The organism is Mycolicibacterium arenosum, assembly GCF_024320865.1.
Taxonomy (GTDB): Bacteria; Actinomycetota; Actinomycetes; order Mycobacteriales; family Mycobacteriaceae; genus Mycobacterium; species Mycobacterium arenosum.
In genome coordinates this window covers 129,378-153,857 of record NZ_JANDBD010000001.1, presented here as the reverse complement: position 1 = coordinate 153,857, position 24,480 = coordinate 129,378, and the positions used below count along the sequence as shown (strand labels likewise).

The following is a 24,480-nucleotide window of genomic DNA, read 5'->3' as shown; positions in this document are numbered from 1 at the left end:
GGTCAGCTCCCGTTGTTCGGGCCACCCGAGTTCTGGTTCGGGATGTCGGTGATCGGGAGGTTCGGCATCGGCGCCGGCGACGGTGTGTTCGGCAGCGCCGGGAGGTTCGCGGCGGGGATGTCGACGAGTTCGTTGACGGGTGGGCCGTTCTCCCGGCTGCCGTACACCGTTCCGGGGGCGCGCGGGCCGAGCATGTGGCTGACCGTGACGAGGTGGTAGCCGTTGGCCTTCAGCACGGGGATGAACTGGTACACCAGGTCGACCGTCGACGAGTAGGTGTCGTGAAAGAGGACGACAGCACCGGGTTTGATCTGACTCATCAGCAACGTGCGCGTCGCACCGGTGTTGGCGTCGTTGGCCCAGTCGAACGGGATGACGTCCCAGTTGATGTCGGCGAGCCCCTGCCTACCCGCCTCCGCGAGCACCTGATCGTTGATGAGCCCGCCCGCCGTGCGGACCAGCGTGGGCCGCTGGCCGATGGCCGCCTCGATCGCGTCGTTGGCTCTACTGAACTGAGCGGGGATGTCCTCGGGCGGGATCGTCGTCATGTTGGGGTGCTCCCAGGTGTGACTGCCCACCTCCATGCCCGCGTCGGCGATGCGCTTGGCCCCCGCCGGGTTGGCCGCGACTTTGTTGCCGATCAGGAAGAACGTCGCCGCGGCGTCGTTGTCCTTCAGGATCTGCAGCAGCCGGTCGGTGTAGGGCGACGGCCCGTCGTCGAATGTCAGCGCCACGCACTTGACCACCGCGCAGTCGACGTCTTCGGCGGCCTCCGCGGTCGAGGTGACCCGGACGTGCCCGGTCAGGCTGCCGATGACCACGATCGCGACGCCGGCGCAGACGCCGACGACCATCCGCCAGTACGTCCACGTCGACGAGTCGGTCCGCTTGCGCACCCGGAGATCCTACGGCAGGGCGCCGGGGCTGAACTCCTCCAGCATCTCGGTGACCAGCGCCGCGATCGGGGACCGCTCACTGCGCAGCAGCGTGATGTGGGCGAACAGCGGGTGCCCCTTGAGCTTCTCGATCACGGCGGCGACACCGTCGTGCCTGCCGACGCGCAGGTTGTCGCGCTGGGCCACGTCGTGGGTGAGCACCACCCGCGATCCCGCACCGAGCCGCGACAGCACGGTCAGCAGCACGTTGCGCTCCAGCGACTGCGCCTCGTCGACGATCACGAACGAGTCGTGCAGCGACCGCCCGCGGATGTGGGTGAGCGGAAGCACTTCGAGCATGCCGCGCGACAGCACCTCCTCCAGCACCGCCGGGCTGGCCAGTCCCTCGAGGGTGTCGAAGACGGCCTGCGCCCACGGCCCCATCTTCTCGCTCTCGCTGCCGGGCAGGTATCCGAGATCCTGGCCGCCGACGGCGTACAGCGGGCGGAAGACGACGACCTTGCGCTGGGTGCGGCGTTCGAGCACCGCCTCCAGTCCAGCGCACAGCGCGAGCGCGGACTTACCGGTGCCCGCCTTACCGCCGAGGGACACGATGCCCACCGACTCGTCGAGCAGCAGGTCGAGGGCGACGCGCTGTTCGGCTGACCTTCCCCGGAGGCCGAACACCTCGCGATCACCGCGTACCAGCTGGACCCGCTTCTCGGCGTTGACCCGGCCCAGTGCCGACGACGTGCCGCCGAGCAGCCGAACACCGGTGTGGCACGGCAGGTCTCGGGCCTCGACCAGATCCATCTCACCCGCGTCGAACAGCGTGTCGATCTCCTCGCTGGAGACCTCGAGCTCGGCCATCCCCGTCCAGCCGGACGTCACCACGTCCTGGGCGTGGTACTCGTCGGCGGAGAGGCCGACCGCGCCCGCCTTCACGCGCAGCGGAATGTCCTTGCTGATCAATGTCACGTGCTTGCCCTCGGCCGCGAGGTTGGCCGCGACGGTGAGGATGCGTGCGTCGTTGCTGTCGGTGCGGAAGCCCGCGGGCAACACGGTGGGGTCGCTGTGGTTGAGCTCGACCTGCAACGTACCGCCCTGGGTTCCAACGGGAATGGGCTGATCCAGGCGTCCGTGCTCGAGACGGAGATCGTCGAACATGCGCAGCGCCTGCCGGGCGAACCAGCCGAGTTCGTGATGGTGGCGTTTCGCCTCGAGTTCACTGATGACGACCAGTGGGACGACGACCTCGTGTTCCGCGAACCGGGTGCAGGCCCAGGGGTCGGACAGCAGGACGGAGGTGTCGAGCACATAAGTCCGGATGGACGTATCAGTCACGTGGCGCTCCTCGGTCCCGCGGCCCCCGCGGGATTCCCTAGGCGGACGCAAGCGGTACCAGGACCGGGGCCGGTCCCGTTCTCGACGAATCGACGGGTACCGCCCGGACAGCAGAGCAATTCGCTAGCCATCGAAAACGACGCTACTCCGGCATCCGCGTGCCCGCCTTCCGGCGCGCCGTGATCGGAATGTGACTACTGGGTGAACTGAACGAGAGCGGGCTCGTCGGCCACGCCCCAGGCCCTGATGCGGTCGGAGATCACCGTGCGCAGCTTGGCCTCGTCGAAGATCCCGGCGTCGGCGACGGCCTTGCGCTTGTCGGCGTAGGCGTCGATGTCGGCACCGACGACGGCGAGTTCGGCGGCCCGGCTCGCGATGGCCGCGATGGTCTCGTCGCGCTCGTAGGTGAGGCAGTGCGCCACCAGGTTCGAGAAGAACTCCTCGTGGCGCTCCTCGTCGCGCGCGATCCTGCCGACGAGCGCGTTGAGCAGCGGCTCCTCGATCTGCGCCTGCAGGTTGCGGGTGTAAACGGCGTGCGAGCGCTCGAAGAACGCCATGAACACCAGCGTCTCGATCTGGCTGAGGGTGTCGGCCCGGTAGCCCTTCATCACGTGCTCGACGCGGACGTCCTCGTTGGCGGTGGGATCGACCTCACGGGTCACGACGAGGTAGTTGCGCAGCGCGATGGCGTGCAGATGCTCCTCGGCGGTCCAGCGGCCCATCCAGCGGCCCCACTTCTTCTCGAGCAGGAAGTGCTCGACGAACTCGCGGTGATAGCCGGCGACGTTGTCCTTGATGATCAGCAGGATCTCGATCGCGTCGGTGATGTGCCGGGGCAGCGACGTCTGGGACTCGTCCCAGTCCTTTCCGCCGAGGAACGCGAAGTTCTCGCCCTGGTCGAACGGGACGTAGTCGTGGGCGTACCACGCTTCCTGCGTATCGAGATGTCGGTTGAGCTCCCGCTCGACGACCGGCTCGAGCTCGAGGATCAGCGCGTTAGCAACCGGTTTCTGTGCCATGAGGTAACTGTAACCAATGGACACACGTTTCTAGAAATCGGACGCGCGGTCAGAGTGTCAAACCGGGGTACAGCGGGTTGGCGGCGAGCAGTTCGGCGGACGCGGCCTTCACGCGGTCGGCGACCCCGTCGGCGATCGTGTACTTCGCCTTGGAGGGTCCAGCGGTGCCCGCCGCTGCGCTTGTGTTCTTCAGCACCTCGACGACCAGTTCGGCGACCTTGTCGAAGTCCGCGGCGGTGAAACCGCGCGTGGTCAGCGCCGGGGTGCCGAAGCGGATGCCGCTGGAGTACCAGGCGCCGTTCGGGTCGTTCGGGATCGAGTTGCGGTTGGTGACGACGCCCGCGTCGAGCAGCGCCGATTCGGCCTGGCGGCCGGTGACTCCGAACGACTGCACGTCGAGCAGCACGATGTGGTTGTCGGTGCCGCCGGTGACCAGCGTGGCGCCGCGCTTGAGGAAGCCCTCGGCGAGCGCCTTGGCGTTGTCGGCGATGTTCTGGGCGTAGTCGCGGAACGCGGGCTGGCGCGCCTCGGCGAGTGCGACGGCCTTGGCGGCCATGACGTGGGACAGCGGGCCGCCGAGCACCATCGGGCACCCCTTGTCCACGGCGGCGGAGTACTCCTCGGTGGCCAGCACCAGGCCGCCGCGCGGGCCGCGCAGCGACTTGTGCGTCGTCGTCGTGGTGACGTGCGCGTGCGGCACCGGATCCTCGTCGCCGGTGAACACCTTGCCCGCGACCAAGCCGGCGAAGTGCGCCATGTCGACCATCAGGGTGGCGCCCACCTCGTCGGCGATCTCACGCATCTTGGCGAAGTTCACCCGGCGCGGATACGCGGAGTAGCCGGCGACGAGGATCAGCGGCTTGAACTCGCGGGCCGCAGCGGCGACCGCGTCGTAGTCGATGATCCCGGTCGTCGGGTCGGTGCCGTAGCTGCGCTGGTAGAACATCTTGCCGGAGATGTTGGGCCGGAAGCCGTGCGTGAGGTGACCGCCGGTGTCCAGCGACATGCCGAGCAGGCGCTGATTGCCGAGCTTGGCGCGCAGCTTCTCCCAGTCCGCCTCCGACAGGTCGTTGACGTTCTTGGCGCCCAGCGTCGCGAGTTCCGGCGCCTCGATGCGGGTGGCGAGGATGGCCCAGAAAGCGACGAGGTTCGCGTCGATACCGGAGTGCGGCTGCGCGTAGGCGTACGGCGCCCCGAACAGCTCGCGCGCGTGTTCGGCGGCCAGCGCCTCGACGGTGTCGACGTTCTGGCAGGCGGCATAGAAGCGGTGCCCGATGGTGCCCTCGGCGTACTTGTCGGAGAACCAGGTGCCCATGGTCAGCAGGACGGCGGGCGAGGCGTAGTTCTCGCTGGCGATCAGCTTGAGCGAATCCCGTTGGTCGGCAAGCTCTTTGCGCGTCGCGGCGGCGATGCGGGGCTCGACCTGCTCGATGACCTCGAGCGCGGAACGGTAGGCGGCGCTGGCGGTGTCGGCGTACTCGGCGCCGAGGCCTGTCGAAACCTGTGCAGTCATGGCGCCCAGCCTATCCCCCGGCCCTCAGGCGGCCCGCAACGCCGACGGCACCAGCGGCTCGTCGAGCAGCCGGCCGAAGCGGTCGGTCAGCGACACGTCGGCCGGCCGGGCGTCCAGCCAGCCCCGCAACAGCCGGTACCCCTCGACGTAGGTCGACGTGTACGCCCGCCACAGCGGCGAACTCAGGAACTTCATCGACTGCCGGGCGCGCGCCTCGCTCGTCAGCTGCCAGCGCTGCAGGAACGCGACGACGTCGTCGACGTCGCGGTGCTCGTCGTGCAGCATCAGCGCGGCGTCCTGGCGCACGTCGGCCAGCGCGGCGGCCGCCTCGGAGACGGCCGCGGCGCGCTCGCCGTCGAAGCGCAGGCCCAGGTCGGCGTAGATCTCGGCGGCCCACGGCCCCCACCCTGCGTGACCCCCCGTCGCTTCGCTCGCCCCGTCGCCGATCGCCGCGTACAGCGCCAGGTCGGCCAGGCCCTCCGCCATCAGGCACTGCGGGGTGTTGACCAGGAAGATCGTCTGCTCGGTCTGATTCCGTCCGGCGACCAGCCCTAACTCCTTGCGGCAGTGCTCGGTGTGGTGGCCGGGATAGGACTCGTGTGCGACGAGCCGCGGCAGGTTCGACATCTGCTGCTTGAGGTCGGCGTTGACCGCGACCGTGGAGCGGTAGTCGCCCTCGTAGTAGTTGAACCCCGACCACGGCTTGTCGGTGACGATCTCGTAGGTGATGGTCTCGGAGTCGGGCAGCGGATACTCGGCGCGCACCCGGTCGCGCAGCGCGCTGGAGAAGGCGTGGATGCACTCCTCGAGGCGCTCGGGCGGGATCTCCTCCGATGTCCGGTGGGCCTGCATGCGCTCGGCGAGCGGACCGCTGCCGCCGATCGCCTCGTCTAGCTTCCGGTGCGCCTCGCGGTACGTGTCGGGGTCACCCTTGCGGATCTCGACGTCGAAGTACTCGCGCACCTCGTCGACGAAGCCGACGTCCTCGCCCGCGAACTTCCGCCCCGCGCACGCCAGCGCCCGCAGGTGCGCCGTCAGGTAGTCGGCGCGCTGCGCCTCGAGGCCCCCCGAGCTGTCCACCGCGGCCACCTCGCCGATCAATCGGTCGGCCTGCCTGGCCAGCTCGGCGGGGTCGGGCGCGGGTTCGTCGGCCACGGCGGCACGCAACGCGGGGTCCCCGGTGAACGAGTCGACGTAGCCCTCTTCGATTCGGTCGAACCTCAGCCCGAGCTTCAGGTACTCGCCGATCACGGTGGTGGCGTCCATGCCCCCGAGCGTAAGTGCAAGACTGGGCGCATGGCGCGGACGAGCGAGCCGAGCCCGTACGTCGAGTTCGACCGGAGTCAATGGCGCTCACTGCGCATGTCCACTCCGTTGAAGTTGACGGAGAGCGAGCTCAGGGGACTGCGAGGCCTCGGAGAGCAGGTCGACCTGCTCGAGGTTGAAGAGGTGTACCTGCCGTTGGCGCGGTTGATTCACCTGCAGGTGGCCGCGCGGCAACGGCTGTACGCGTCGACGGCGGAGTTCCTCGGCGAGGCGGAGCAGAACCCCGACCGGCCGGTGCCGTTCATCATCGGCGTCGCGGGCAGCGTCGCCGTCGGCAAGTCGACGACGGCCCGCGTGCTGCAGGCGCTGCTGGCCCGCTGGGAGCACCACCCCCGCGTCGACCTGGTGACCACCGACGGCTTCCTCTACCCGAACGCCGAGCTGGCCCGACGGAACATCATGCACCGGAAGGGTTTCCCGGAGAGCTACGACCGCCGCGCCCTGATGCGGTTCGTCACCGCGGTGAAGTCGGGCGCCGATCAGGTGTGCGCACCCGTCTACTCGCATCTGCTGTACGACATCGTCAAGGGCGAGAAGCTGGTCACCCGGCACCCGGACATCCTGATCCTCGAGGGCCTCAACGTGCTGCAGACCGGACCCGCGCTGATGGTGTCGGACCTGTTCGACTTCTCGGTGTACGTCGACGCGCGCATCGAGGACATCGAGGGCTGGTACGTGTCGCGGTTCCTGGCGATGCGCGCCGGCGCGTTCGCCGACCCGCAGTCGCACTTCCACCACTACTCGACGCTGACCGACGATCAGGCGATCTTCGCCGCGCGCGACATCTGGCATTCGATCAACCGGCCGAATCTCATCGACAACATCCTGCCGACGCGCCCGCGGGCCACGCTGGTTCTGCGCAAGGACTCCGACCACTCGATCAATCGGTTGCGCCTGCGCAAGCTGTGATTTCGGTCAGGACGCGGGTTCGATGGTGGCGAGCTCGCCGAGACCACTGATGCGCAGCACCGGCATCAGGAACGGGTGGACGACGAGATGCATCCGGGCGACGCGGTCCGTCTGCGCGAACAACGCGTTGATGGCCGCGCTGTCGAGATACTTCACCGCGGCCAGGTCGACCGCGACGGCGCCGCCGCGGTCGGCCGACTCGGCGGCCTCGGTCAGCGCGTCGGCGAACACCGCGACGTTCGTCATGTCGATCTCACCGGCGACAACCACCCTCGGCACGCCGTCCGAGGTGCGGTCGGTGTTGAGCGTCAGCGGCGTGGCCATCAGGCGATCCTCGCGTTCAGGTGGACCGTGGTACCGGATGCACCGGATTGGATCTCGACGTCGTGCATGAGGCCGCGCATCAGGTGCAGTCCCCTTCCTCTGGCGAGGTTCGGGGGAGCCTGCTGGGGCTTCCATGATCCGGTGTCCGCGACGGTGACCCGAAGGACGTCGCCGAACGTGTCCGCGTGCAGGGTGATCAACCCCTGCGGACTGTCTCGGTGGCCGTGTTCGATCGAGTTGGCGACCGCCTCGCCCGCCGCGATCAGCACGTCGGTCAGCAGTTCGGGTTCCACCCCGGACCGGGTGAGCCACGCGCGCAGTTCGCCGCGCGTGCTGGCCACGGCGTCCTGGCTCGCCGGGAACTCGAGGGCGAGCGGAGCGGGCTGCCGGTAGGCGAGCAGGGCCACGTCGTCCTGGTAGCCGTCGTCGGGCGTCAACGCTCCGACGATGCGATCCGCGATGTCGTTCAGCCCGTCCGCACTGCCCTCCCCCAGGAGTTGCGCGACGCGCTCGATGCCCACGTCGATCGGGGCGTCCCGGCGCTCGACCAGACCGTCGGTGTAGAGCAGTACGGTGGCGCGTGGCGGCAGCGTGATACGCGCCTCGGGGCGAGTCCTTTTGGGCCGCAGGGCCAGCGGCAGGCCACGCCCGCCGTCGAGTAGCTGGGTGGACCTGTCGGAGCGGACCAGGACCGCGGGCGGGTGGCCCGCACTGGAGTACACCAACTCGCCGGTGTCGGGTGACAGCACCGCGCAGAAGGCGGTGGTGCACTCGGCGCCGGGAAGCCGCGCCGCGAAACGATCCAGTGCCGTCAGCGCTGCCGCGGGGCTCCTCTGCTCGAGCAGCAGGGCCCGGCACGCACTCCGCAGCTGCCCCATCACCGTCGCCGCCGCCAGCCCGTGACCGACGCAGTCGCCGACGATGAGCGCGATGCGCCCGTCGTCGAGATCCACCACGTCGTACCAGTCGCCGCCGACCTGCAGTGGGCTGCTCGCGGGGAGATAGCGGACGGCGAACCCACCGGGCAGCAGTTCCGGGCCGAGGATGGCGTGCTGTAGTGCCAGCGCCGTCTCGCGCTGCTGATCGAGCTGGTGCACCCGATGCAGCCCCTGAGCCAGCCGGCCCGCCAGCACCGTCAGCAGCGTCTGGTCCGCTGCGGAGAAGGGCCGGTTCTCGCCCAGCTCGACCCAGAGGACCAGCACGCCCAGCGGCTGCTGAAGCGCGACGCCCGCACTGCCCGGCTGTTCCATGTCCGGGGTGAGCAGGGCGCCGTCGCGCAGGGCCAGGACCCGTTGCCGCGCCGCGTCGTCGAGGTCGTCCCAACCGAACGGCTCACCGGCGCAGACGGATTCGGGACGTTCGGTACCGGTTCCGGAGTCCTTCGAGAACGTGATCGCCAGCACGCTGCGCGCATGCCACACCGCCCGAATCACCTCGGCAGCGCCTGAAATCGCGGCATCGAGCGTATCCGATTGCGCCAGTTGCTGATTCAGCTCGGCGAGGGCTGCCGTTCGTTGAACCGCGAAGTGCTCGGCGGTGACGTCGCGGAACGTCCCCACCATGACGCGCCTGCCGGTCTCGCCGTCCTCGGCGTGATTGAAGCTGACGCTGATCCACAGCCGGTGCCCGTCGCGGTGATCGACCGGCACCGTGTACGTCCCCTGCCCCTGGTTCACCAGGCCGCTGAACGCCTCCACGCACTGCCGGAACGCCTCGGGGTCGGTCTCCTCCCTCGGCCACCACGGCTGCGGCGACGCGTAGGGCATACCGCTCTGGTCGAATCCGAGGATGTCGGTGAAGGCGGTGTTGATCTCGACGACGGCACCCGTAGCGTCGCACACGAAGAAGGCCTCCTGCAGCGAGTCCACCAGGGCACTGCGCCAGCGGGCGTGCCTGGTGCGCAAACGCGCCATCTCGACGTTGGCGCGCACTCTGGCGAGCAGTTCCGCCGCCGCGAACGGCTTGACCAGGTAGTCGTCGGCACCCGCCTGAAGGCCCTCGATCGACGCCTCCTGACCGGCTCGGGCCGAGAGCAGCAGGACGGGTAGCGCGGCGGTGCGGGATTCCGCGCGCAACGCCGCCAGCAGCTGCAGACCGTCGAGGCGGGGCATCATCACATCGCTGATGACGAGGTCCGGCGGATGTCTCCGGACGGCGTCGAGCGCCTCGGCCCCGTCGTTCACCGACGACACGCGGTACCCGGCGCCGCGGAGCAGGTGAGTCAGGTAGTCGCGCATGTCCGCGTTGTCGTCGGCGACGAGAACCGTGGTGGGCGAGTCGGTTCCGGCGATCCCGGTGACTGCGGCGACCGTCCCGGCCTCGCCGGGGGTGTCACCGTCAGAGGGCAGCCACCGCAGCGCCTCCTGCAGGTAGGGGTCGACGCTGCCCGCCACCGAACGCACGCTGTCCGCCGGAACGATCTCGTCGGAGGGCAGGTGCGCCGTGCCGAACGGCAGCCGGACGGTGAACGTTGTCCCCTCCCCCTGACCGCTGCGCGCGACGATCGATCCGCCGTGCAGGTTGACCAGTTCCCTCACCAGGGCCAGCCCGATACCGCTGCCCTCGGTGGACCTCGCACGGGCGGTCTCGATGCGGTGGAAGCGCTCGAACAGCTGCGACATGTCCGACGCGGCGATCCCCACACCGGTGTCGGACACGATCACCACGGCGTCCGCCCCGTCGCGCTCGACACGGATCGCGATCGACCCCTCGAGCGTGAACTTCAGGGCGTTCGACAGCAGGTTCAGCACCACCTTCTCCCACATGTCGCGGTCGACGAGGACCGGTTCGCCCAGCGGGCGGCAGTCGACGGTGAACGCCAGCCCGGCCCGGTCGACCGCCGATCGGAACACGCTCGCCAGTTCGGCGGTCACCTCGGAGAGGTCGACGGGTTCGAACCGCGCGTGCATGCGCCCCGCCTGGATACGGGAGAAGTCGAGAAGCGTGTTCACCAGCTTCGACAGGCGTGCTCCGTTGCGATAGACGAGCTCCAGCTCGTGTCGGGCCTCCTCGTCGAGTCCCGGCCGCCGGCGCAGTTCGTCGACCGGGCCCAGGATCAGCGTCAGCGGGGTGCGGAACTCGTGGCTGACGTTGGAGAAGAAGGTGGTCTTCGCACTGTCGAGTTCCGCGAGTTCCTCGGCTCGCTGTTCCTGGGCGCGGAAGCTCCTGGCACTGCCGACCCCGGCTGCGATGTGCCCGGCCACCAGGTCGACGAAGCCTCGGTAGGCCTCGTCGACGGGGCGGTGCTGATTCAGCCCGGCGACCAGGAATCCGGTCGGGGCACCGCCCTGCTGAAGGAGCGGGGCGACCAGGGCCTGCGTCGGCCGGTGCTGCCAGGCGCCCGTCGGCAGCCCGTCGTACCCGGCGCCGGCGAGATCGACCAGCACCGAATCGCCCCGCATCGCCGACGACACCGGCCAGATCGTGTCGTCGTCGATCGCCAGCACCGGCGGCGCCGCGGGATGCGCGGGAGCTCCCGCCGGCATGCCGCTGACACCGGCGAGGTGCAGGTGCCCGTCGTCGGCACGGAGGTAGGTCAACGTGAAGGGCAGGTCGCGCAGATTGCGGCTCAGCTGCTCCGCGGCGAAATCGAGGATCTGCCGTTCGGTGCGAACGACGCTCAGGTCCGACCCGAGGTCGCGCAGCGTGGCCATCCGCCGCTCGCCGATCACCCGGTCGGTGTCCTCGCTGACGACGCAGAGCAAACCGACCACGTCGTTCGACTCGTCGCGCAGCGGGCTGTAGGAGAACGTGTGGTAGGTCTCCTCCGGGTACCCCGTGCGCTCCGGGAACAGCAGCAGCGCCTCATCCCACGTCGCCTCGCCTGCGGACAGCACCCGCTCCACGCGCGACGCGACGTCCGTCCAGATCTCCGCCCACACCTCGGGCGCGGGCCGCCCCAGCGCCCACGGGTACTTGTCCCCCAACGTGTCGCGCCGGTACGCGTCGTTGCAGAAGAACGTCAGCTCCGGGCCCCACGCCATCCACATCGAGAAGCGCGACGACAGCAGAATGCCGACCGCCGTCTGCAGGCTCTGCGGCCACTCCGATGGTGGTCCCAGCGGAGTCGCCGCCCAGTCGACGGCCGCGAGGGCCCGGCCGACCTCGGCATCCGCGGCGAACACCGCAGGCACGCCGTCGCTCAACGGATCCCGCCCATCACCTGCACCGGCACCCGGTAACCTCTCCGCCTGCGGCGCGTCGCCGTCGCCGCCATGTTATTCGGCGGACGCCGCGCGGTGGTCGAGAACGGGGTACGCAGCGGGTTGGTCACGGCGGGCGGGATTCCCGCTGAGCGACCCGCCGAACCAGGCGGCGCCGATCGGACGTCAGACCGTTATGCGTCGCAGTCCCGCGTACTGAACGGCGCCGATCACGGCGGTGTAGCCGGCCCCGGCGATCAGCAGCGCGTAACCCCAACTCGTCAGCGGCCATCCGCTCGCGGCGGCCAACCCGAGGAAGAGCACGGTGAAGAGCGCGTTGGCCACGACGATGGCGACGCCGCCGGGACGGACGTTCGCGCGACCGGCGAGCGGATAGAACACCGCGCAGTAGACGAGGAAGACGATTCCGAAGCCCAGATCCCAGGCCCGTGGCACCCCCGTCAGCGCTTCGAGCTGCCCGGCCAAGGCGACGAACGGGATGCCCACCAGGCCGACCAGGCCGGCGTCGAGTCGCATCGCGAAGCGCAGCAGGCGAGAGGGCGTGCGGGTGAGAGTGGCGGTCACGGAGCTCATCCGATACGGCGCAAGCCGATGTACTGCACGACGCCGATCACCGCTGTGTAGGCCGCGGTGCCGATCGTCAGCACGACACCCGTCGTGGTGAGGGGAAACACCTTGATGAGCACGAAAACGATCGCAACGACGGCGAATATCAGGTTGCCGATCGCGAGGACCCTGCCGGCTGAGCGCACCGAGGCCCGCATCGAAAGTCCGAGGAACACCGCGCCGATCACGACGAAGGATGCGGACACGATGAACTCGAATGCTGCTGTGGTACCGGAGATCTCGGCTATGTTTCGCGCAAAGGCGAGTCCAGCGAGCCCAGTCAATCCGCTGATGACGGCGTCGGCGCGGATGGCGTTGCGTAGCAACGAGTCCCTCGCGGTGACGACGTTGGCGGTGGTGGCGGTCATCGGTGTTCCTTTCATCGTGGGTGAGGAGAACCGGTGCGGGGGCGTGAGGACCTAACCTCTCGGGTCGACGCGCCCACCGCACCGGGCGGAGGGAGTCACGCCAGACGGCGCACTCCGAGGTACTGAAGGTGGGCGAAGCCGAGCGTGGCGGCCGCGGTCGCGAGCATCATCGCGACGCCCGCCCCGGTCAGCGGCAGCACCGCCGCGACGACCGCAACCACCACGGCAGCGGCGAACACCACGTTCACGAGGACGACGACGATGCCGACCCGGCGCACCCCCGGCGCTCCGGCGAGCGCGTACAGGGCGGCGCCGTACGCCACCAGCGCGGCCCCCGCGATCCACTCGGACGTCGGCGACAGCCCGGACAGCCGCGACAGCGGGTCGGCCGTGAAGGCGATCAGTAGACCGACGCCCGCGCACAGGGTGGCGTCGGCGCGCATCGCGAATCGCAGCAGCGAGTCGGAACTCCTGCGCAGTGGTGGGGTGGCGATGGCGGTCATCGGGGACTCCTCGTCGTTGAGGACTGTGAGCGGTCTTCGAACACCTCCGACACTGCTCGGAATCCACTGCCAGATGAACGCAGAACGCTGCCAAACACTGCCAGTCGCAGGTCAGACGGTGACCAGCCCGCCACGCAGGTCCGCTGCGATGACCCGCGCCGCGGCGTTCTGCCAGTTGTGCAGCGACCGCTGCGGCACCTCGGTGACGAACCACTGCCACGCCTGCCGGGCCACCGGGTCGAGGCCGGCGGCGGTCGCGTTCTGCGCGTACGCGCGGACGCCGACGACGTACGGGAAGTACAGCGAGTTGTAGTGGCGCCACTGCTCGGTGGTGCCGAAGTCGCCGCCGTCGCGCGGCTTCAACGCGGCGATCCGATCGGCGAGCAGCGCCTTCAGTTCGTTCGCGCGTTCCAGCGGCTGGTCCGGCGCGCCCCGCGCGGCGAGTCGCTCGTCGACGGCGGGGAGCGCGGTCAACGGACTCGCGACGAGCTTCGACAGATCGCCGTAGTGCCCGAGCGCGCGGCGCGTCAGCCGGACGAAGGTCTCGTCGCTGACGTCGTCGAGCGGGCCCGCCGACCGCAGCGGCAGCGCGGCCTCGGCGTCGCGCAGCGCCGCGCGGTCGGCGCGCAGGTCCGGTGACTGAGAGAACGCCAGCCGGTCGAGCACCCCCGCCAGCGGGTCGGCGAGCACGTTGATCGAGATCGCGATGGCCAGGCTGGTGAACAGCAGCACGGACAGGGCGGTGTGCGCGTCGGTGACCGCCAACCCGATCAGTGCCTGCCCACCGAACAGCGTGGCGACCACGACGGTGCCGATGAACGACCGCAGCATGTCCGCCCGCAATGCCTGCCCCTCGTCGAACGCATCCCACAGCGCCACGGCGACGCCCAGCAGCAGCACGTCGATACCGGTCGAGGCGAGGGCCAGCCAACTGGGCACAAGCCCGAGCGGGATCACCAGGATCGCGTTGCCGAGCGCGAAGAACAGCGTCGCGACGACGGCGACCCGGAGCACCCGCCGCGGCCTGCGTTGTCGCCGCGCTGCGACGACCATCGCGGCCAGCGTTGCAACCGAAATGACGCAGAACATCACCCAGTGCCCCAGCCGCAGCGGGCCGCTCACCGTGCCCGCCAGCGTCGCACCGACGAAGGCGCCGCCCGCCACCGCGCCGATCGCCACGATCTCACCGAGGCGACTGCGCCACGTGTCGCTGGGCCGCGACATCTCCAGCAGCACGGCGAACCACGCGACGCCCGGCACGATCACCAGATAGACCTCGAGCCGACTCAGCAGCTCGGTGTACACGCCGCCGGTGGTGCGAAGCGCGTCGAGGGCGACGACGACGGCGAAGCCGGTCAGTCCGAGGGCGGCGAGGACGAGGACCGGTTTACGGGGGTCGCGCGCCAGCAGGTACAGCCCGAGCCACCAGCTCAGACCGAACACCACTGCGGACATCGCAGCCATGGGATCAGTGTCGCACGGAGATTGGTCCCCCGGTCGCTTCGCTCCCGCCCGCCGGAGCTACAGGCCGTAGCGGCGATGCCGCAGCGTGTAGTCGCGCAGCGCACGCAGGAAGTCGACGCGCCGGAACGCCGGCCAGTGCGCCTCGGTGAACCACATCTCCGAATACGCGCTCTGCCACAGCAGGAAGCCCGACAGCCGCTGCTCCCCCGACGTCCTGATGACGAGATCCGGATCCGGCTGGCCCGACGTGTACAGGTTCTCGGAGATGCCCTCCACGGTGACGGCCTCGACGAGCTGCTCCGCCGTCGCGCCGTTGGCGAGCTCCTTGCTCAGCAGGGCGCGGACCGCGTCGACGATCTCCTGGCGTCCGCCGTAGCCCACGGCCACGTTGACGTGGAAGGAGCCCGAGGCCGTGTTCACGGTGCCGTCGACGGCGTCCCGAAGCCGTTGCGCGGTCTCGTCGCCGAGCAGCCCGAGATCGCCGACGGTGCGCACACTCCAGCGGTTGACGGGCGCGCAGATCTCCTCGACGACGTCGGTGATGATCTGGATGAGCGGTTCGAGTTCGGCGGGGTCGCGCTGCAGGTTCTCGGTGGACAGCAGGTAGACCGTCGCCATCTGCACGCCGGTCTCCTGGCACCAGCGCAGCATCTCGGCGATTTTCGCCGCGCCCATGAGGTAGCCGTAACTGACGTCGTCGTGTCCCTCGTCACGCGCCCAGCGCCGGTTGCCGTCGCACAGCACGGCGATATGACGAGGTAGCTCGTCCTTGGCCTGCGCGAGCTCCTGCCGCAGTCGCATCTCGTAGAGCCGGTAGGCCGGTTCCTTGAGCCGCGGGGGAATGAGTTCCACAAAAATCCAGACTACTGTTGTGAGGGCATGTCCCCATGCCGGTTAGTGGAGGTGACGGTGCCCAAGTTCGACACCGAGGTGGAAGCGGCCGACGAAGCTCAGCAGCCGCCGCCCCGAGCCTACGGCGCAGAGGACTTCCCCGAGGCCGTCGTCGACGGCGTCGCGCAGTTCCTCGGAAAGCCGCGGGCGCGCGGCTGGATTCACGTGTACTCCGCCGTCGTGGCGTTCATCGCGGGCGCCGCGCTGGTGTCGGTGTCGTGGTCGCTGGCGGGAACCCGCGCCGGGCTGGCGACACTGCTGTACACGTTCACGATCGTCGCGATGTTCGCCGTCAGCGGCACGTATCACCGCGTGCAGTGGACGAACCCCAACGCGCGCAAGTGGATGAAGCGCGCGGACCACTCGATGATCTTCCTGTTCATCGCGGGCAGTTACACGCCGTTCGCAGTCCTCGCCCTGCCGTCCGATCAGGGCGTGCTGCTGCTGGCCATCGTCTGGAGCGCTGCCTTCGCGGGCGTGCTGCTCAAGATGTTCTGGCCGTCCTCACCCAGCTGGATCGGCGTCCCGCTGTACATCGCGCTCGGCTGGGTTGCAGCGTGGTTCCTGGTGCCGATCATGGACGGCGCGGGCGTGGCGGCCCTGGTGCTGCTGATCGTCGGCGGCGCGCTGTACAGCATCGGCGGTGTGCTCTACGCGCTCAAGTGGCCCAACCCGTGGCCCACGACCTTCGGCCACCACGAGTTCTTCCACGCATGCACCGCGGTCGCCGCGATCTGCCACTACATCGCGATGTGGTTCGCGGTCTTCTACTAGGGATTTCGCTACAGCTGCGTGACGTTCTCGGGGGTCCAGTAGGCCTTCATCGTCGCGATCTGCCCGTCGCCGGTGAACGTCATCACGCTGATGATCTCGATGCGCATCTTGTTCTCGCCGAGATCGATGGTGAGCGCCCAGAAGAACGCGGCCTCGTGGCCGAGGGTGCGCAGCGTGAAGATCTCGGCCTCGGCACCCGTGGTCGGCAGCGCGCCGTAGAACCCGCGGATGGCCTCCCGGCCGATGTGGATCTCGCCGCCGACGGGATCCTCCACGGTGGCGTCGTCCGCGTAGAGCGCGGCGACGTCGTCGGCCCGGCCCTGCGCGGCCAGCTCGAGGTACCGCTTGACGGTGTTGGCATTGTCTTCCGGCGTCGACATGAGCCGCACGCTACACGGCGCGCCGCAACGCGACGAGCAGTTGGTCGCCGGTGGTCACCGGAAGGTCGCACGTCCTGCCCCGGCACACGTACACCGCGTCGCGCCCACCGATCCGGTCGCGCCCGCGCAGCAGCTCCGAGGAGTCCTTCGCACCCCAGACGACGATCGCTCCGCCGGGTGCCAGAAACCTTGCCGCAGAGAGCAGGTCGGACGTCGCCGATTCGCAGGCCACCGCCAACTGCAGCGGCCCGCGGACGGCCGCTTCGGCGACCGCCAGCCAGTGCCCGCCCGAGCGCGGCGCCTTCTCCAGGATCGGCGTGCCGGCGTGCAGTGTCGCGTCGGCGAGGCGCGCGTACCGCTCGGGGTCCGGCGCGAGGTGCGCTGCCGCCTGAAGCGCCTCGGCCATCAGCGACGCTCCCGCGGGGGTGGCGCCGTCGACCGGGTCGGCGGGCCGCACCACCAGGGCGGCGGCGTCGTCGGCGGTGTCGAACCAGTGACCGGGCCGGTCGGGATCGGCGAAGTGCGCCATCGCATCGTCGAGCAGTGCCGTCGCCGAGGTCAGCCACTCCGCGTCCCCGGTGACCTGATGCAGCGTCAGCAGTCCGGTCGCCAGCGCCGCGTGGTCCTCCAGAACGGCGGCGCCGTCGCCCACCCGGCCGCCCAGGCTGGCGCGCCGCAGCCGTCCGTCGACGACGTGCAGGTCGACGATCGCTCGCGCGCAATCCGTTGCCGCCGTGAGCCATTCGGGTGAATCCAACGCCACCGACGCTTCGGCCAGCGCGGTGATCGCGAAGCCGTTCCACGCCGCGATCACCTTGTCGTCGCGGGCGGGTTGCGGCCTGGCCCGCCGCGCATCGCGCATCGCCGCCCGAACCCGTTCGAAGCGCTCCGGGTCGTCGGCGTCGGCGCGCAGCTGCAGCACCGAGCTGCCGTGCTCGAAGGTGCCTGCGTCGGAGACCCCGAACAGCTCGGCGGCCCACTGCCCGTCGGCGTCGCCGAGCGCCTCGCGCAACTGCGCAGGCGTCCACACGTACGTCAGACCCTCGACGCCGTCGGTGTCGGCGTCCAGCGACGACGCGAACATGCCACCGACGCCGAGCCCGTCGACCAGGAACCGCGCCGTCTCACGGGCGACTCTGCCCGCCAACCGGTTTCGGGTGGCGCGCCAGACGTGCGCGTACACCCGCAGCAGCAGCGCGTTGTCGTAGAGCATCTTCTCGAAGTGCGGCACCACCCACGACTCGTCGGTGCTGTAGCGGGCGAAGCCGCCCGCGAGCTGGTCGTAGACGCCACCCCTCGCCATCGCGGTACAGGTGCGCAGCACTGTGTCGAGCACGGCGGCCGACTCCGTGCGCTCGTAGTCGCGAAGCAGCGCTTCGAGCAGTGCCGACGGCGGGAACTTCGGCGCGCGGCCGAACCCGCCCCGCTCGACGTCCTCGTCGCGCAGCACCGCGGCGACGGCGTGGTCGCACAGTCCCGGTTCGAGCGCGGGCCCGCCGCCGGGCAGGCCCGCGGCCATCGACTGCAGCTCCCCCGCGATGGAGGTCGACGCCTCCTCGACCTCCGCGCGGCGGGTGCGCCAGGCGTCGGCGACCGCGGCGAGCAGTTCCAGGAAGGCGGCCTTGGGGTAGTAGGTGCCGCAGAAGAAGGGCCGCCCGTCGGGCGTCAGGAAGCACGTCATGGGCCAGCCGCCCTGACCGGTGAGCGCGACGGTGGCGTTCATGTACACCGCGTCGATGTCGGGTCGTTCCTCGCGGTCGACCTTGATGCAGACGAAGTCGGCGTTCATCACCGCGGCCACCTCGTCGTCGGCGAACGACTCGTGCGCCATCACGTGACACCAGTGGCACGCGGCGTACCCCACCGACAGCAGGATCGGGACGTCGCGCGCCTCGGCCTCGCCGAGCGCATCGGCCGACCACTGGAGCCAGTGCACCGGATTGTCGGCGTGCTGGCGCAGGTAGGGGCTGGTCGCTCCCCCGAGGGCGTTACCCGTCGCGCTCATCGTCGCCGACCGTGCCGTCGTCGGCGGCCTGATCCGGCTCGGGGTGGGTTTCGTCGAAGGATTCGGGCAGCTTCTTGAGCTGCCGGTTCATCGACCACACCAGCAGGAACGTGCCGATCATCAGCAGTACGACGACGAGCAGCCCCAGCGGGCTCGCCTTGCCGAACTCGGGACCGGTGTTCTTCGGCGGGTCCTCGGCGAGCAGCTGCACGACGGCGAGCAGAGTGTCGGTCACGGCTGCACTCCGGCGAACAGGTCGTCCTCGGGCAGGGTCACGGGCACCCGCGAGCGCGCCAGCTCGAACTCCTCAGTCGGCCAGAGGCGCTGCTGCCACTCCATCGGCGTGGTGAAGAAGAAGCTCTTGGGGTCGATCTGCGTGGCGTGCGCGAGCAGGGCGTCGTCGCGTTGCTGGAAGTACTTCGCGCACTCGATCTTGGTGGTGACGCGCTTGAGGAGGACGTCGTCGTCGGCGGCCCAGTTCTCCAACCACTTCGCGAACGGGCCCTCCTGGCCGTTCTTGGCGAACTCGTCCTGCAGGATCTGCATGCGCTGCCGCAGGAATCCGTGGTTGTAGTACACCTTCGAGACGTTCCACGGCTCGCCCGCGTCCGGGAAGAGGCGATAGTCCCCCGCGGCCTCGTACGCCGCCATCGACACCTGGTGGCACCGGATGTGGTCGGGGTGCGGATAGCCGCCGTTCTCGTCGTACGTGGTCATGACGTGCGGCTTGAAGTCACGCACGACCCGCACCAGGGCCTCGGTGGACTCCTCGAGCGGGACGAGCGCGAAGCACCCCTCGGGCAGCGGTGGCGGCGGATCGCCTTCGGGCAGACCGGAGTCCACGAAGCCGAGCCAGTGCTGCCGGACGCCGAGGATCTCCGCGGCCCTCGCCATCTCGTCGATGCGAATCTCGTGGATCCGTCCGTGCACCTCGGGCAGGTCCATGGCGGGGTTGAGGATGTCGCCGCGCTCGCCGCCGGTCAGCGTCACGACGAGCACCTCGACGCCCTCGTCGGCGTAGCGGGCCATGGTCGCCGCGCCCTTGCTCGACTCATCGTCGGGGTGGGCGTGTACCGCCATCAACCGCAGTTCGCTCACTGGTGCCTTCGCTTCACTCGTCGGGACTCGTCGGTCGGTTACAACAGTCTCGGGTAGTCCTATAGTTCCAGTCTCAGTGGATCGACCTACCCGAGGGGACCGATGATCGAGCGTCCCGCCGCCCGCTACGGACGGCAGCCGCTGTCACGCCGCACCCGCCGCCGCATCGCCGCGGGGCTGACCGTGTTGATTGTCGCGGCCGGGGTGGGCGTCGCGCTCGTCGGGTTCCAGCGCCTCGGAACCGCCGACGTCAAGGGCGAGCTGAGCGGCTACCGGCTGATCGACGCCAGCACCGTCGAGGTCACCATCGCCGTCACCCGCGACGACCCGACCCGGCCCGTCGTGTGCATCGTCCGCGCCCGGTCGCTGGACGGTAGCGAGGCCGGCCGCCGGGAGTTCCTGGTGCCGCCGTCCGATCAGTCGACCGTGCAGGTCACGACGGTGGTGAGAACCAGTCGGCCCCCCGTGGTCGGCGACGTCTACGGTTGCGGAACCGACGTCCCCGGCTACCTGCGGGCGGGCTGAACACGCGACCCTCGGACACCGTTGGACGAACGCCGAGCTGCGAATACGTGAAAACCCGTCGACGCCGCGGTGGTAGTATCGCCGAGTACACGGTTCCCAGGGGAGCCGTGTATTGCTGCTTTTGCGCGCCTGTGAGCGCTGGCGATCGCGGCAATGAACAGGACTCTTCCCACGCGAGAAGCGCCGACGACGACGACAGGAGCGCGACGAGATGACGGACACCCAGGTGACCTGGCTGACCCAGGACGCTTTCGACAAGCTGCAGACCGAACTGGACGGGTTGATCGCCAACCGCCCGGTGATCGCCGCCGAGATCAACGACCGCCGCGAGGAGGGTGACCTCCGCGAGAACGGCGGCTACCACCAGGCGCGCGAGGATCAGGGCCAGCAGGAGGCGCGCATCCGCCAGCTGCAGGAGCTGCTGAACAACGCCCAGGTGGGTGAGGCCCCCAAGCAGTCCGGCGTCGCACTTCCCGGTTCCGTCGTGAAGGTGTACTTCAACGGCGACGAGAAGGACGCCGAGACGTTCCTGATCGCCACCCGTCAGGAGGGCGTCAGCGACGGCAAGCTCGAGGTCTACTCGCCCAACTCCCCGCTGGGCAGCGCCCTGCTGGACGCGAAGGTCGGCGAGACGCGGGAGTACACCGTGCCGAGCGGCAACACCATGAAGGTGACCCTCGTCAGCGCGGAGCCGTACCACTCCTGACCCGGCGAACGGCGGTTACGGTCCGCTCATGGCGATGATCGCCGAGGACGTGCTGCTGCTCCTGCTGGACAACGCCTCGGCGCAACCGTCCCTGGAGCGCGACCGGTGTGAGCGGGTGCTGGCCGGAGCGGTGCTGCTCGACCTCGCGTATGCGTGCCGGATCCGGCCTTCGGTGCCCGGCGAGCCGATCGAGGCGGGCCGGTTGGTGGCCCTTGCGGGCGCCGAGCCGCTGAATCCGCTTCTCGAGCCGGCGTTCGACCTGCTGCGGCAACGGCCGCTGACTCCGGCGGCAGCGGTGTCGAAGCTGCGCAGGGATACGACCGGCCGAGTGACCCGGCACCTCGAACTGGTGGGGCAGATCCACCGGATTCCGTTGTCCACGAAGCGGTTCAGCCAGACCTACGCGTTTCCGTTCACGTCCCGCGAGCGCGTCGGGACGGCCCGCGCGGATCTGCTGGCGGCGCTGTTCGACGGGACGACGCCCACCCCTCAGACGGCGGGCGTCGTGACACTGCTGCACGCGGTCGACGGCCTGGGCGCGCTGTTGAGCCTGAACGACCGCGGGTGGCGCTGGGTACACGCCAGGGCGACCGAGATATCAAGCGGCAGTTGGGTTGCCGAGCGTCATCCGGCGCCGTCGCAGCTGCGCGCGCCCGCGACCCAGCCGTCGCTAGCCGAGATGAACCTCGCGGTGACGGCGTCCGCGGTCAAGTCCGCGCTAACGTAGCGCCTGTTCCAGGTCCCCGAGCAGATCGGCGGCGTCCTCGATGCCGACCGACAGCCGCACCAGATCGTCCGGCACTTCCAGTTGCGAGCCCGCCGTGGACGCGTGGGTCATGGCGCCGGGGTGCTCGATCAGCGACTCGACGCCGCCGAGCGACTCGGCGAGGATGAATATCTCGGTGCGCGAGCACAGGTTTCGCGCGGCGTCGGCTCCGCCTCGCAGTCGCACCGAGACCATGCCGCCGAACCCGCTCATCTGCTGCGCGGCCACCGCGTGATTGCGGTGCTGCGGCAGCCCCGGATAGAGCACGGTGTCGACGGCGGGATGCTCGACGAGGAACTCGGCGATCAGTGCGGCGTTCTCGCTGTGCCGCTGCATCCGCAGCGGCAGCGTCTTCAACCCCCGCATCGTCAGGTAGGCGTCGAACGGCCCCGGTACCGCACCGGCGCCGTTCTGCAGGAACGCGAACGCGTCGTCGAGTTCCTCGTTGTTCGTCAGCAGCGCCCCGCCCACCACGTCGGAGTGGCCGCCGATGTACTTCGTCGTCGAGTGCAGCACCACGTCGGCGCCGAGCCGCAGCGGCTGCTGCAGCGCAGGCGAGGCGAACGTGTTGTCCACCAGAACCTTGACGCCCGACTCGGACGCCAGCGCGACGATGCCCGCGATGTCGGCGATCGACAGCAGCGGGTTGGTGGGCGTCTCGACCCAGATCAGCTTCGTGGTCGGCGTGACGGCGGCGCGCACCGCGTCGAGGTCTGTCAACGCCGCCGGGGTGTGCTCGATCCCCCACTGCGTGAAAACCTTGTCGATGAGCCGGAACGTGCCACCGTAGGCGTCGTCGGGGATGACGACGTGATCGCCCGGCCGCAGGACCGCGCGCAGCGCACAGTCGGTGGCGGACATGCCCGAGGCGAAGGCCCGGCCGTAGGACGCGTGCTCGACGGCTGCGAGGCTGGCCTCGAGCGCGGCGCGGGTGGGGTTGCCGGTTCTGGCGTACTCGAACCCGCCGCGCAGTCCGCCGACGCCGTCCTGGGCGAACGTCGAACTGGCGTAGATCGGCGCGTTGACCGCACCGGTGGCCGGATCGGGCCGGTAGCCGGCGTGGATCGCCTTGGTCGACGGGCCGTACGCGCGGTACGCGTCGGCTGTGGAACGCTGCTCACTCATCGCGCTTAGCGTAGCCGCGGTGAGAGGATGGCCGCATGGCCGCTACTCCCCTTGAAGCACTTCTGGACCTCGACTCGCTGCTGACCGCCGAAGACCTGGAGCTACGGACGATGGTCCGCCAGTTCGGCGAGCAGCGGCTGCGTCCGCACATCGCGGAGTGGTTCGAGAAGGGCGAGGTGCCGGTCCGGGACCTCGCGCAGGAGATCGGCAAGCTCGGCCTGCTGGGCATGCACCTGAAGGGCTACGGCTGCAGCGGGTCGACGGCCACCGCCTACGGGCTGGTGTGCCAGGAGCTGGAGGCCGTGGACAGCGGACTGCGCAGCCTCGTCTCCGTTCAGGGGTCGCTCGCCATGTTCGCGATCCACCACTGGGGCAGCGAGGAGCAGCGCGAGCAGTGGCTGCCGGGAATGGCGGCAGGCGACCTGATCGGCTGCTTCGGCCTCACCGAGCCGGACTACGGATCGAACCCCGGCGGGATGCGCACGACCGCCCGCCGCGACGGGTCCGACTGGGTGCTCAACGGCTCCAAGATGTGGATCACCAACGCCTCGATCGCCGACGTCGCCATCGTGTGGGCGCGGTCCAAGGAGGGCGTCATCGGCTTCGCCGTCCCGACGTCGACACCCGGCTTCACCGCGCGCGAGATGACGCACAAGATGTCGCTGCGGGCGTCGGTCACCTCGGAGTTCACCCTCGACGACGTGCGGCTGCCCGAGGACGCGAGGCTGCCGGGCGCGCAGGGCTTGAAGGGTCCACTGGCGTGCCTGTCGGAGGCTCGGTTCGGCATCGTCTTCGGTGCCGTCGGCGCCGCACGGGACTGCCTTGAGACGACGCTCGCCTACGTCGGCACGCGCGAGGTGTTCGACAAGCCGCTGAGCGCGTATCAGCTGACGCAGGCCAAGATCGCCGACATGGCAGTGGAATTGGGTAAGGCGCAGCTGCTCGCCCTGCATCTGGGCCGGCTCAAGGACACCGACCGGATCAAGCCGGAGCAGGTCAGCGTCGGCAAGCTCAACAACGTTCGCGAAGCCATCAAGATCGCCAGGCAGTGCCGAACGCTGTTGGGCGCCAACGGAATCACGTTGGAGTACCCCGTGATCCGGCACGCGAACAACCTCGAGTCGGTGCTGACCTATGAGGGCACCTCGGAGGTCCACCAGCTGGTGATCGCCGAAGCGCTCACCGGGGTGAGCGCTTTCCGCTGAACGCGACTAGACGGGCACGCACACCGTCTTGACGATCTTGTCGGCGAACGTCTGGCGCTTGTCGTCGACCAGTGGGAACAGGTAGCCGACGTTGAGGAGCAGACCGTCGATGAGAACGTGCAGGATCTGACGGACTATCGACCTGCCGAACCCGATCGGCTGGCCGGTCACCTCGCTGACCACCTTGAACTTCATGATGCCCTTGCCGAGGCTCGAGCCAGTGACGCCCTGCTTGTAGCCGTAATTCCACACCTGGAAGGCGATCGCCGCGAAGGGGAACAACGCAAGGGCCCACTGCCCGACGGCGGTTGCGCCGCAAGACTGCTGCAGGAAAGGCTTCTCGTCGGTGCCCAGGCCCGCTATCGGGTAATCGACGCACACCCGTGTTGAGATGAACACGATGATGCCGACGGCGAGGAGGACGCAGACCGGGGCGAAATCGATCAACACGGCGCCCACTCGTTTCAGCCAGGACGTGTAGGCGTGCCGGGGCAGATCGATCAGGGGCCGCGCTGCACCCGCATTGAGCTGGTCTCCGACAGGCGGGGGTGACTGCGTCATCGTTGAGAACAATAGTCACATGAGAGCCAG

The 24,480-nt window shown here is 69.3% G+C and carries 24 protein-coding genes; 6 read left to right on the top strand and 18 right to left on the bottom strand.

The window, feature by feature from the left end; all coding sequences use genetic code 11:
• Positions 1-2: 2 nt before the first annotated feature.
• From NM203_RS00775 to NM203_RS00755, 5 genes are all read right to left on the bottom strand, one after another.
• Positions 3-896 (bottom strand): polysaccharide deacetylase family protein, encoded by an 894-nt coding sequence (locus NM203_RS00775; RefSeq protein ID WP_255057680.1) that lies wholly within the window; start codon positions 894-896, stop codon positions 3-5.
• A gap of 9 nt (positions 897-905) precedes the next feature.
• Positions 906-2,219 carry an RNA 5'-3' helicase PhoH2 gene (locus NM203_RS00770; RefSeq protein ID WP_255057679.1) on the bottom strand — a complete coding sequence of 438 codons (1,314 nt, stop codon included), beginning with the start codon at positions 2,217-2,219 and terminating at the stop codon, positions 906-908.
• A gap of 194 nt (positions 2,220-2,413) precedes the next feature.
• The gene (locus NM203_RS00765) at positions 2,414-3,238 is read right to left on the bottom strand and encodes an acyl-ACP desaturase (RefSeq protein WP_255057678.1); all 825 of its coding nucleotides are present in this window, start codon (positions 3,236-3,238) and stop codon (positions 2,414-2,416) included.
• 49 nt (positions 3,239-3,287) lie between these two features.
• Entirely contained in the window at positions 3,288-4,751 is a 1,464-nt protein-coding gene (locus NM203_RS00760) for a glycine hydroxymethyltransferase (RefSeq protein ID WP_255057677.1), read from the bottom strand.
• Positions 4,752-4,775: 24 nt separating this feature from the next.
• Positions 4,776-6,017 (bottom strand): DUF885 domain-containing protein, encoded by a 1,242-nt coding sequence (locus NM203_RS00755; RefSeq protein WP_255057676.1) that lies wholly within the window; start codon positions 6,015-6,017, stop codon positions 4,776-4,778.
• Positions 6,018-6,047: 30 nt separating this feature from the next.
• Between NM203_RS00755 and coaA the strand changes: the two genes are divergently transcribed.
• Positions 6,048-6,986, top strand: a complete 939-nt coding sequence (gene coaA, locus NM203_RS00750; protein WP_255057675.1) for a type I pantothenate kinase — start codon at positions 6,048-6,050, stop codon at positions 6,984-6,986.
• A gap of 6 nt (positions 6,987-6,992) precedes the next feature.
• Here the strand turns inward: coaA and NM203_RS00745 are convergent, their stop codons facing one another.
• The 7 genes from NM203_RS00745 to NM203_RS00715 form a co-directional block, all read right to left on the bottom strand.
• Positions 6,993-7,310 carry an STAS domain-containing protein gene (locus tag NM203_RS00745; RefSeq protein ID WP_255057674.1) on the bottom strand — a complete coding sequence of 106 codons (318 nt, stop codon included), beginning with the start codon at positions 7,308-7,310 and terminating at the stop codon, positions 6,993-6,995.
• Entirely contained in the window at positions 7,310-11,455 is a 4,146-nt protein-coding gene (locus NM203_RS00740; RefSeq protein WP_255057673.1) for a SpoIIE family protein phosphatase, read from the bottom strand. The genes NM203_RS00745 and NM203_RS00740 overlap by 1 nt, the downstream gene beginning before the upstream one ends.
• 183 nt (positions 11,456-11,638) lie before the next feature.
• The gene (locus NM203_RS00735) at positions 11,639-12,046 is read right to left on the bottom strand and encodes a hypothetical protein (RefSeq protein ID WP_255057672.1); all 408 of its coding nucleotides are present in this window, start codon (positions 12,044-12,046) and stop codon (positions 11,639-11,641) included.
• Positions 12,043-12,447, bottom strand: a complete 405-nt coding sequence (locus NM203_RS00730) for a hypothetical protein (RefSeq protein ID WP_255057671.1) — start codon at positions 12,445-12,447, stop codon at positions 12,043-12,045. The genes NM203_RS00735 and NM203_RS00730 overlap by 4 nt, the downstream gene beginning before the upstream one ends.
• A 95-nt stretch (positions 12,448-12,542) precedes the next feature.
• On the bottom strand, positions 12,543-12,950 hold the full coding sequence (locus tag NM203_RS00725; protein ID WP_255057670.1) for a hypothetical protein: 408 nt from the start codon (positions 12,948-12,950) through the stop codon (positions 12,543-12,545).
• Positions 12,951-13,061: 111 nt separating this feature from the next.
• Complete coding sequence (locus tag NM203_RS00720) at positions 13,062-14,414, bottom strand: hypothetical protein (protein WP_255057669.1); 1,353 nt, start codon at positions 14,412-14,414, stop codon at positions 13,062-13,064.
• A gap of 57 nt (positions 14,415-14,471) precedes the next feature.
• Positions 14,472-15,266, bottom strand: coding sequence for a (2Z,6E)-farnesyl diphosphate synthase (locus NM203_RS00715; RefSeq protein WP_255057668.1), 795 nt, complete (start codon positions 15,264-15,266; stop codon positions 14,472-14,474).
• A 78-nt stretch (positions 15,267-15,344) separates the two neighbouring features.
• Here NM203_RS00715 and trhA point away from each other — a divergent pair, with 78 nt between their 5' ends.
• Positions 15,345-16,079, top strand: coding sequence for a PAQR family membrane homeostasis protein TrhA (gene trhA / locus NM203_RS00710; RefSeq protein WP_255058265.1), 735 nt, complete (start codon positions 15,345-15,347; stop codon positions 16,077-16,079).
• An 8-nt stretch (positions 16,080-16,087) separates the two neighbouring features.
• Here the strand turns inward: trhA and NM203_RS00705 are convergent, their stop codons facing one another.
• Genes NM203_RS00705 through mca form a run of 4 tightly spaced genes read right to left on the bottom strand, consistent with a single transcriptional unit; the run spans position 16,088 to position 19,562 of the window.
• Complete coding sequence (locus NM203_RS00705) at positions 16,088-16,459, bottom strand: nuclear transport factor 2 family protein (protein ID WP_255057667.1); 372 nt, start codon at positions 16,457-16,459, stop codon at positions 16,088-16,090.
• Between the two features lie 10 nt (positions 16,460-16,469).
• Positions 16,470-18,464: a thioredoxin domain-containing protein gene (locus NM203_RS00700; protein ID WP_255057666.1), complete on the bottom strand. Its 1,995-nt coding sequence runs from the start codon at positions 18,462-18,464 to the stop codon at positions 16,470-16,472.
• Complete coding sequence (locus tag NM203_RS00695; RefSeq protein ID WP_255057665.1) at positions 18,448-18,699, bottom strand: hypothetical protein; 252 nt, start codon at positions 18,697-18,699, stop codon at positions 18,448-18,450. The genes NM203_RS00700 and NM203_RS00695 overlap by 17 nt, the downstream gene beginning before the upstream one ends.
• The gene (gene mca / locus NM203_RS00690; protein WP_255057664.1) at positions 18,696-19,562 is read right to left on the bottom strand and encodes a mycothiol conjugate amidase Mca; all 867 of its coding nucleotides are present in this window, start codon (positions 19,560-19,562) and stop codon (positions 18,696-18,698) included. The genes NM203_RS00695 and mca overlap by 4 nt, the downstream gene beginning before the upstream one ends.
• 102 nt (positions 19,563-19,664) lie before the next feature.
• Between mca and NM203_RS00685 the strand changes: the two genes are divergently transcribed.
• The 3 genes from NM203_RS00685 to NM203_RS00675 all read left to right on the top strand — a co-directional run bounded on the left by NM203_RS00685 (position 19,665) and on the right by NM203_RS00675 (position 21,520).
• A complete protein-coding gene (locus NM203_RS00685) occupies positions 19,665-20,087 on the top strand; it encodes a DUF4307 domain-containing protein (RefSeq protein WP_255057663.1) in 423 nt (140 codons plus the stop codon).
• A gap of 211 nt (positions 20,088-20,298) precedes the next feature.
• Positions 20,299-20,793 (top strand): transcription elongation factor GreA, encoded by a 495-nt coding sequence (gene greA / locus NM203_RS00680; RefSeq protein WP_255057662.1) that lies wholly within the window; start codon positions 20,299-20,301, stop codon positions 20,791-20,793.
• Between the two features lie 28 nt (positions 20,794-20,821).
• A complete protein-coding gene (locus NM203_RS00675) occupies positions 20,822-21,520 on the top strand; it encodes a GOLPH3/VPS74 family protein (RefSeq protein WP_255057661.1) in 699 nt (232 codons plus the stop codon).
• On the opposite strand, the gene NM203_RS00670 is transcribed toward NM203_RS00675, so the two are convergent.
• Positions 21,512-22,684 (bottom strand): cystathionine gamma-synthase, encoded by a 1,173-nt coding sequence (locus NM203_RS00670; protein ID WP_255057660.1) that lies wholly within the window; start codon positions 22,682-22,684, stop codon positions 21,512-21,514. The two genes, NM203_RS00675 and NM203_RS00670, sit on opposite strands and share 9 nt — an antisense overlap.
• Before the next feature lie 35 nt (positions 22,685-22,719).
• Here NM203_RS00670 and NM203_RS00665 point away from each other — a divergent pair, with 35 nt between their 5' ends.
• Positions 22,720-23,889, top strand: coding sequence for an acyl-CoA dehydrogenase family protein (locus NM203_RS00665; RefSeq protein WP_255057659.1), 1,170 nt, complete (start codon positions 22,720-22,722; stop codon positions 23,887-23,889).
• Between the two features lie 6 nt (positions 23,890-23,895).
• Here the strand turns inward: NM203_RS00665 and NM203_RS00660 are convergent, their stop codons facing one another.
• Positions 23,896-24,450 (bottom strand): Rv1078 family RDD domain-containing protein, encoded by a 555-nt coding sequence (locus NM203_RS00660; RefSeq protein ID WP_255057658.1) that lies wholly within the window; start codon positions 24,448-24,450, stop codon positions 23,896-23,898.
• Positions 24,451-24,480 lie beyond the last annotated feature (30 nt).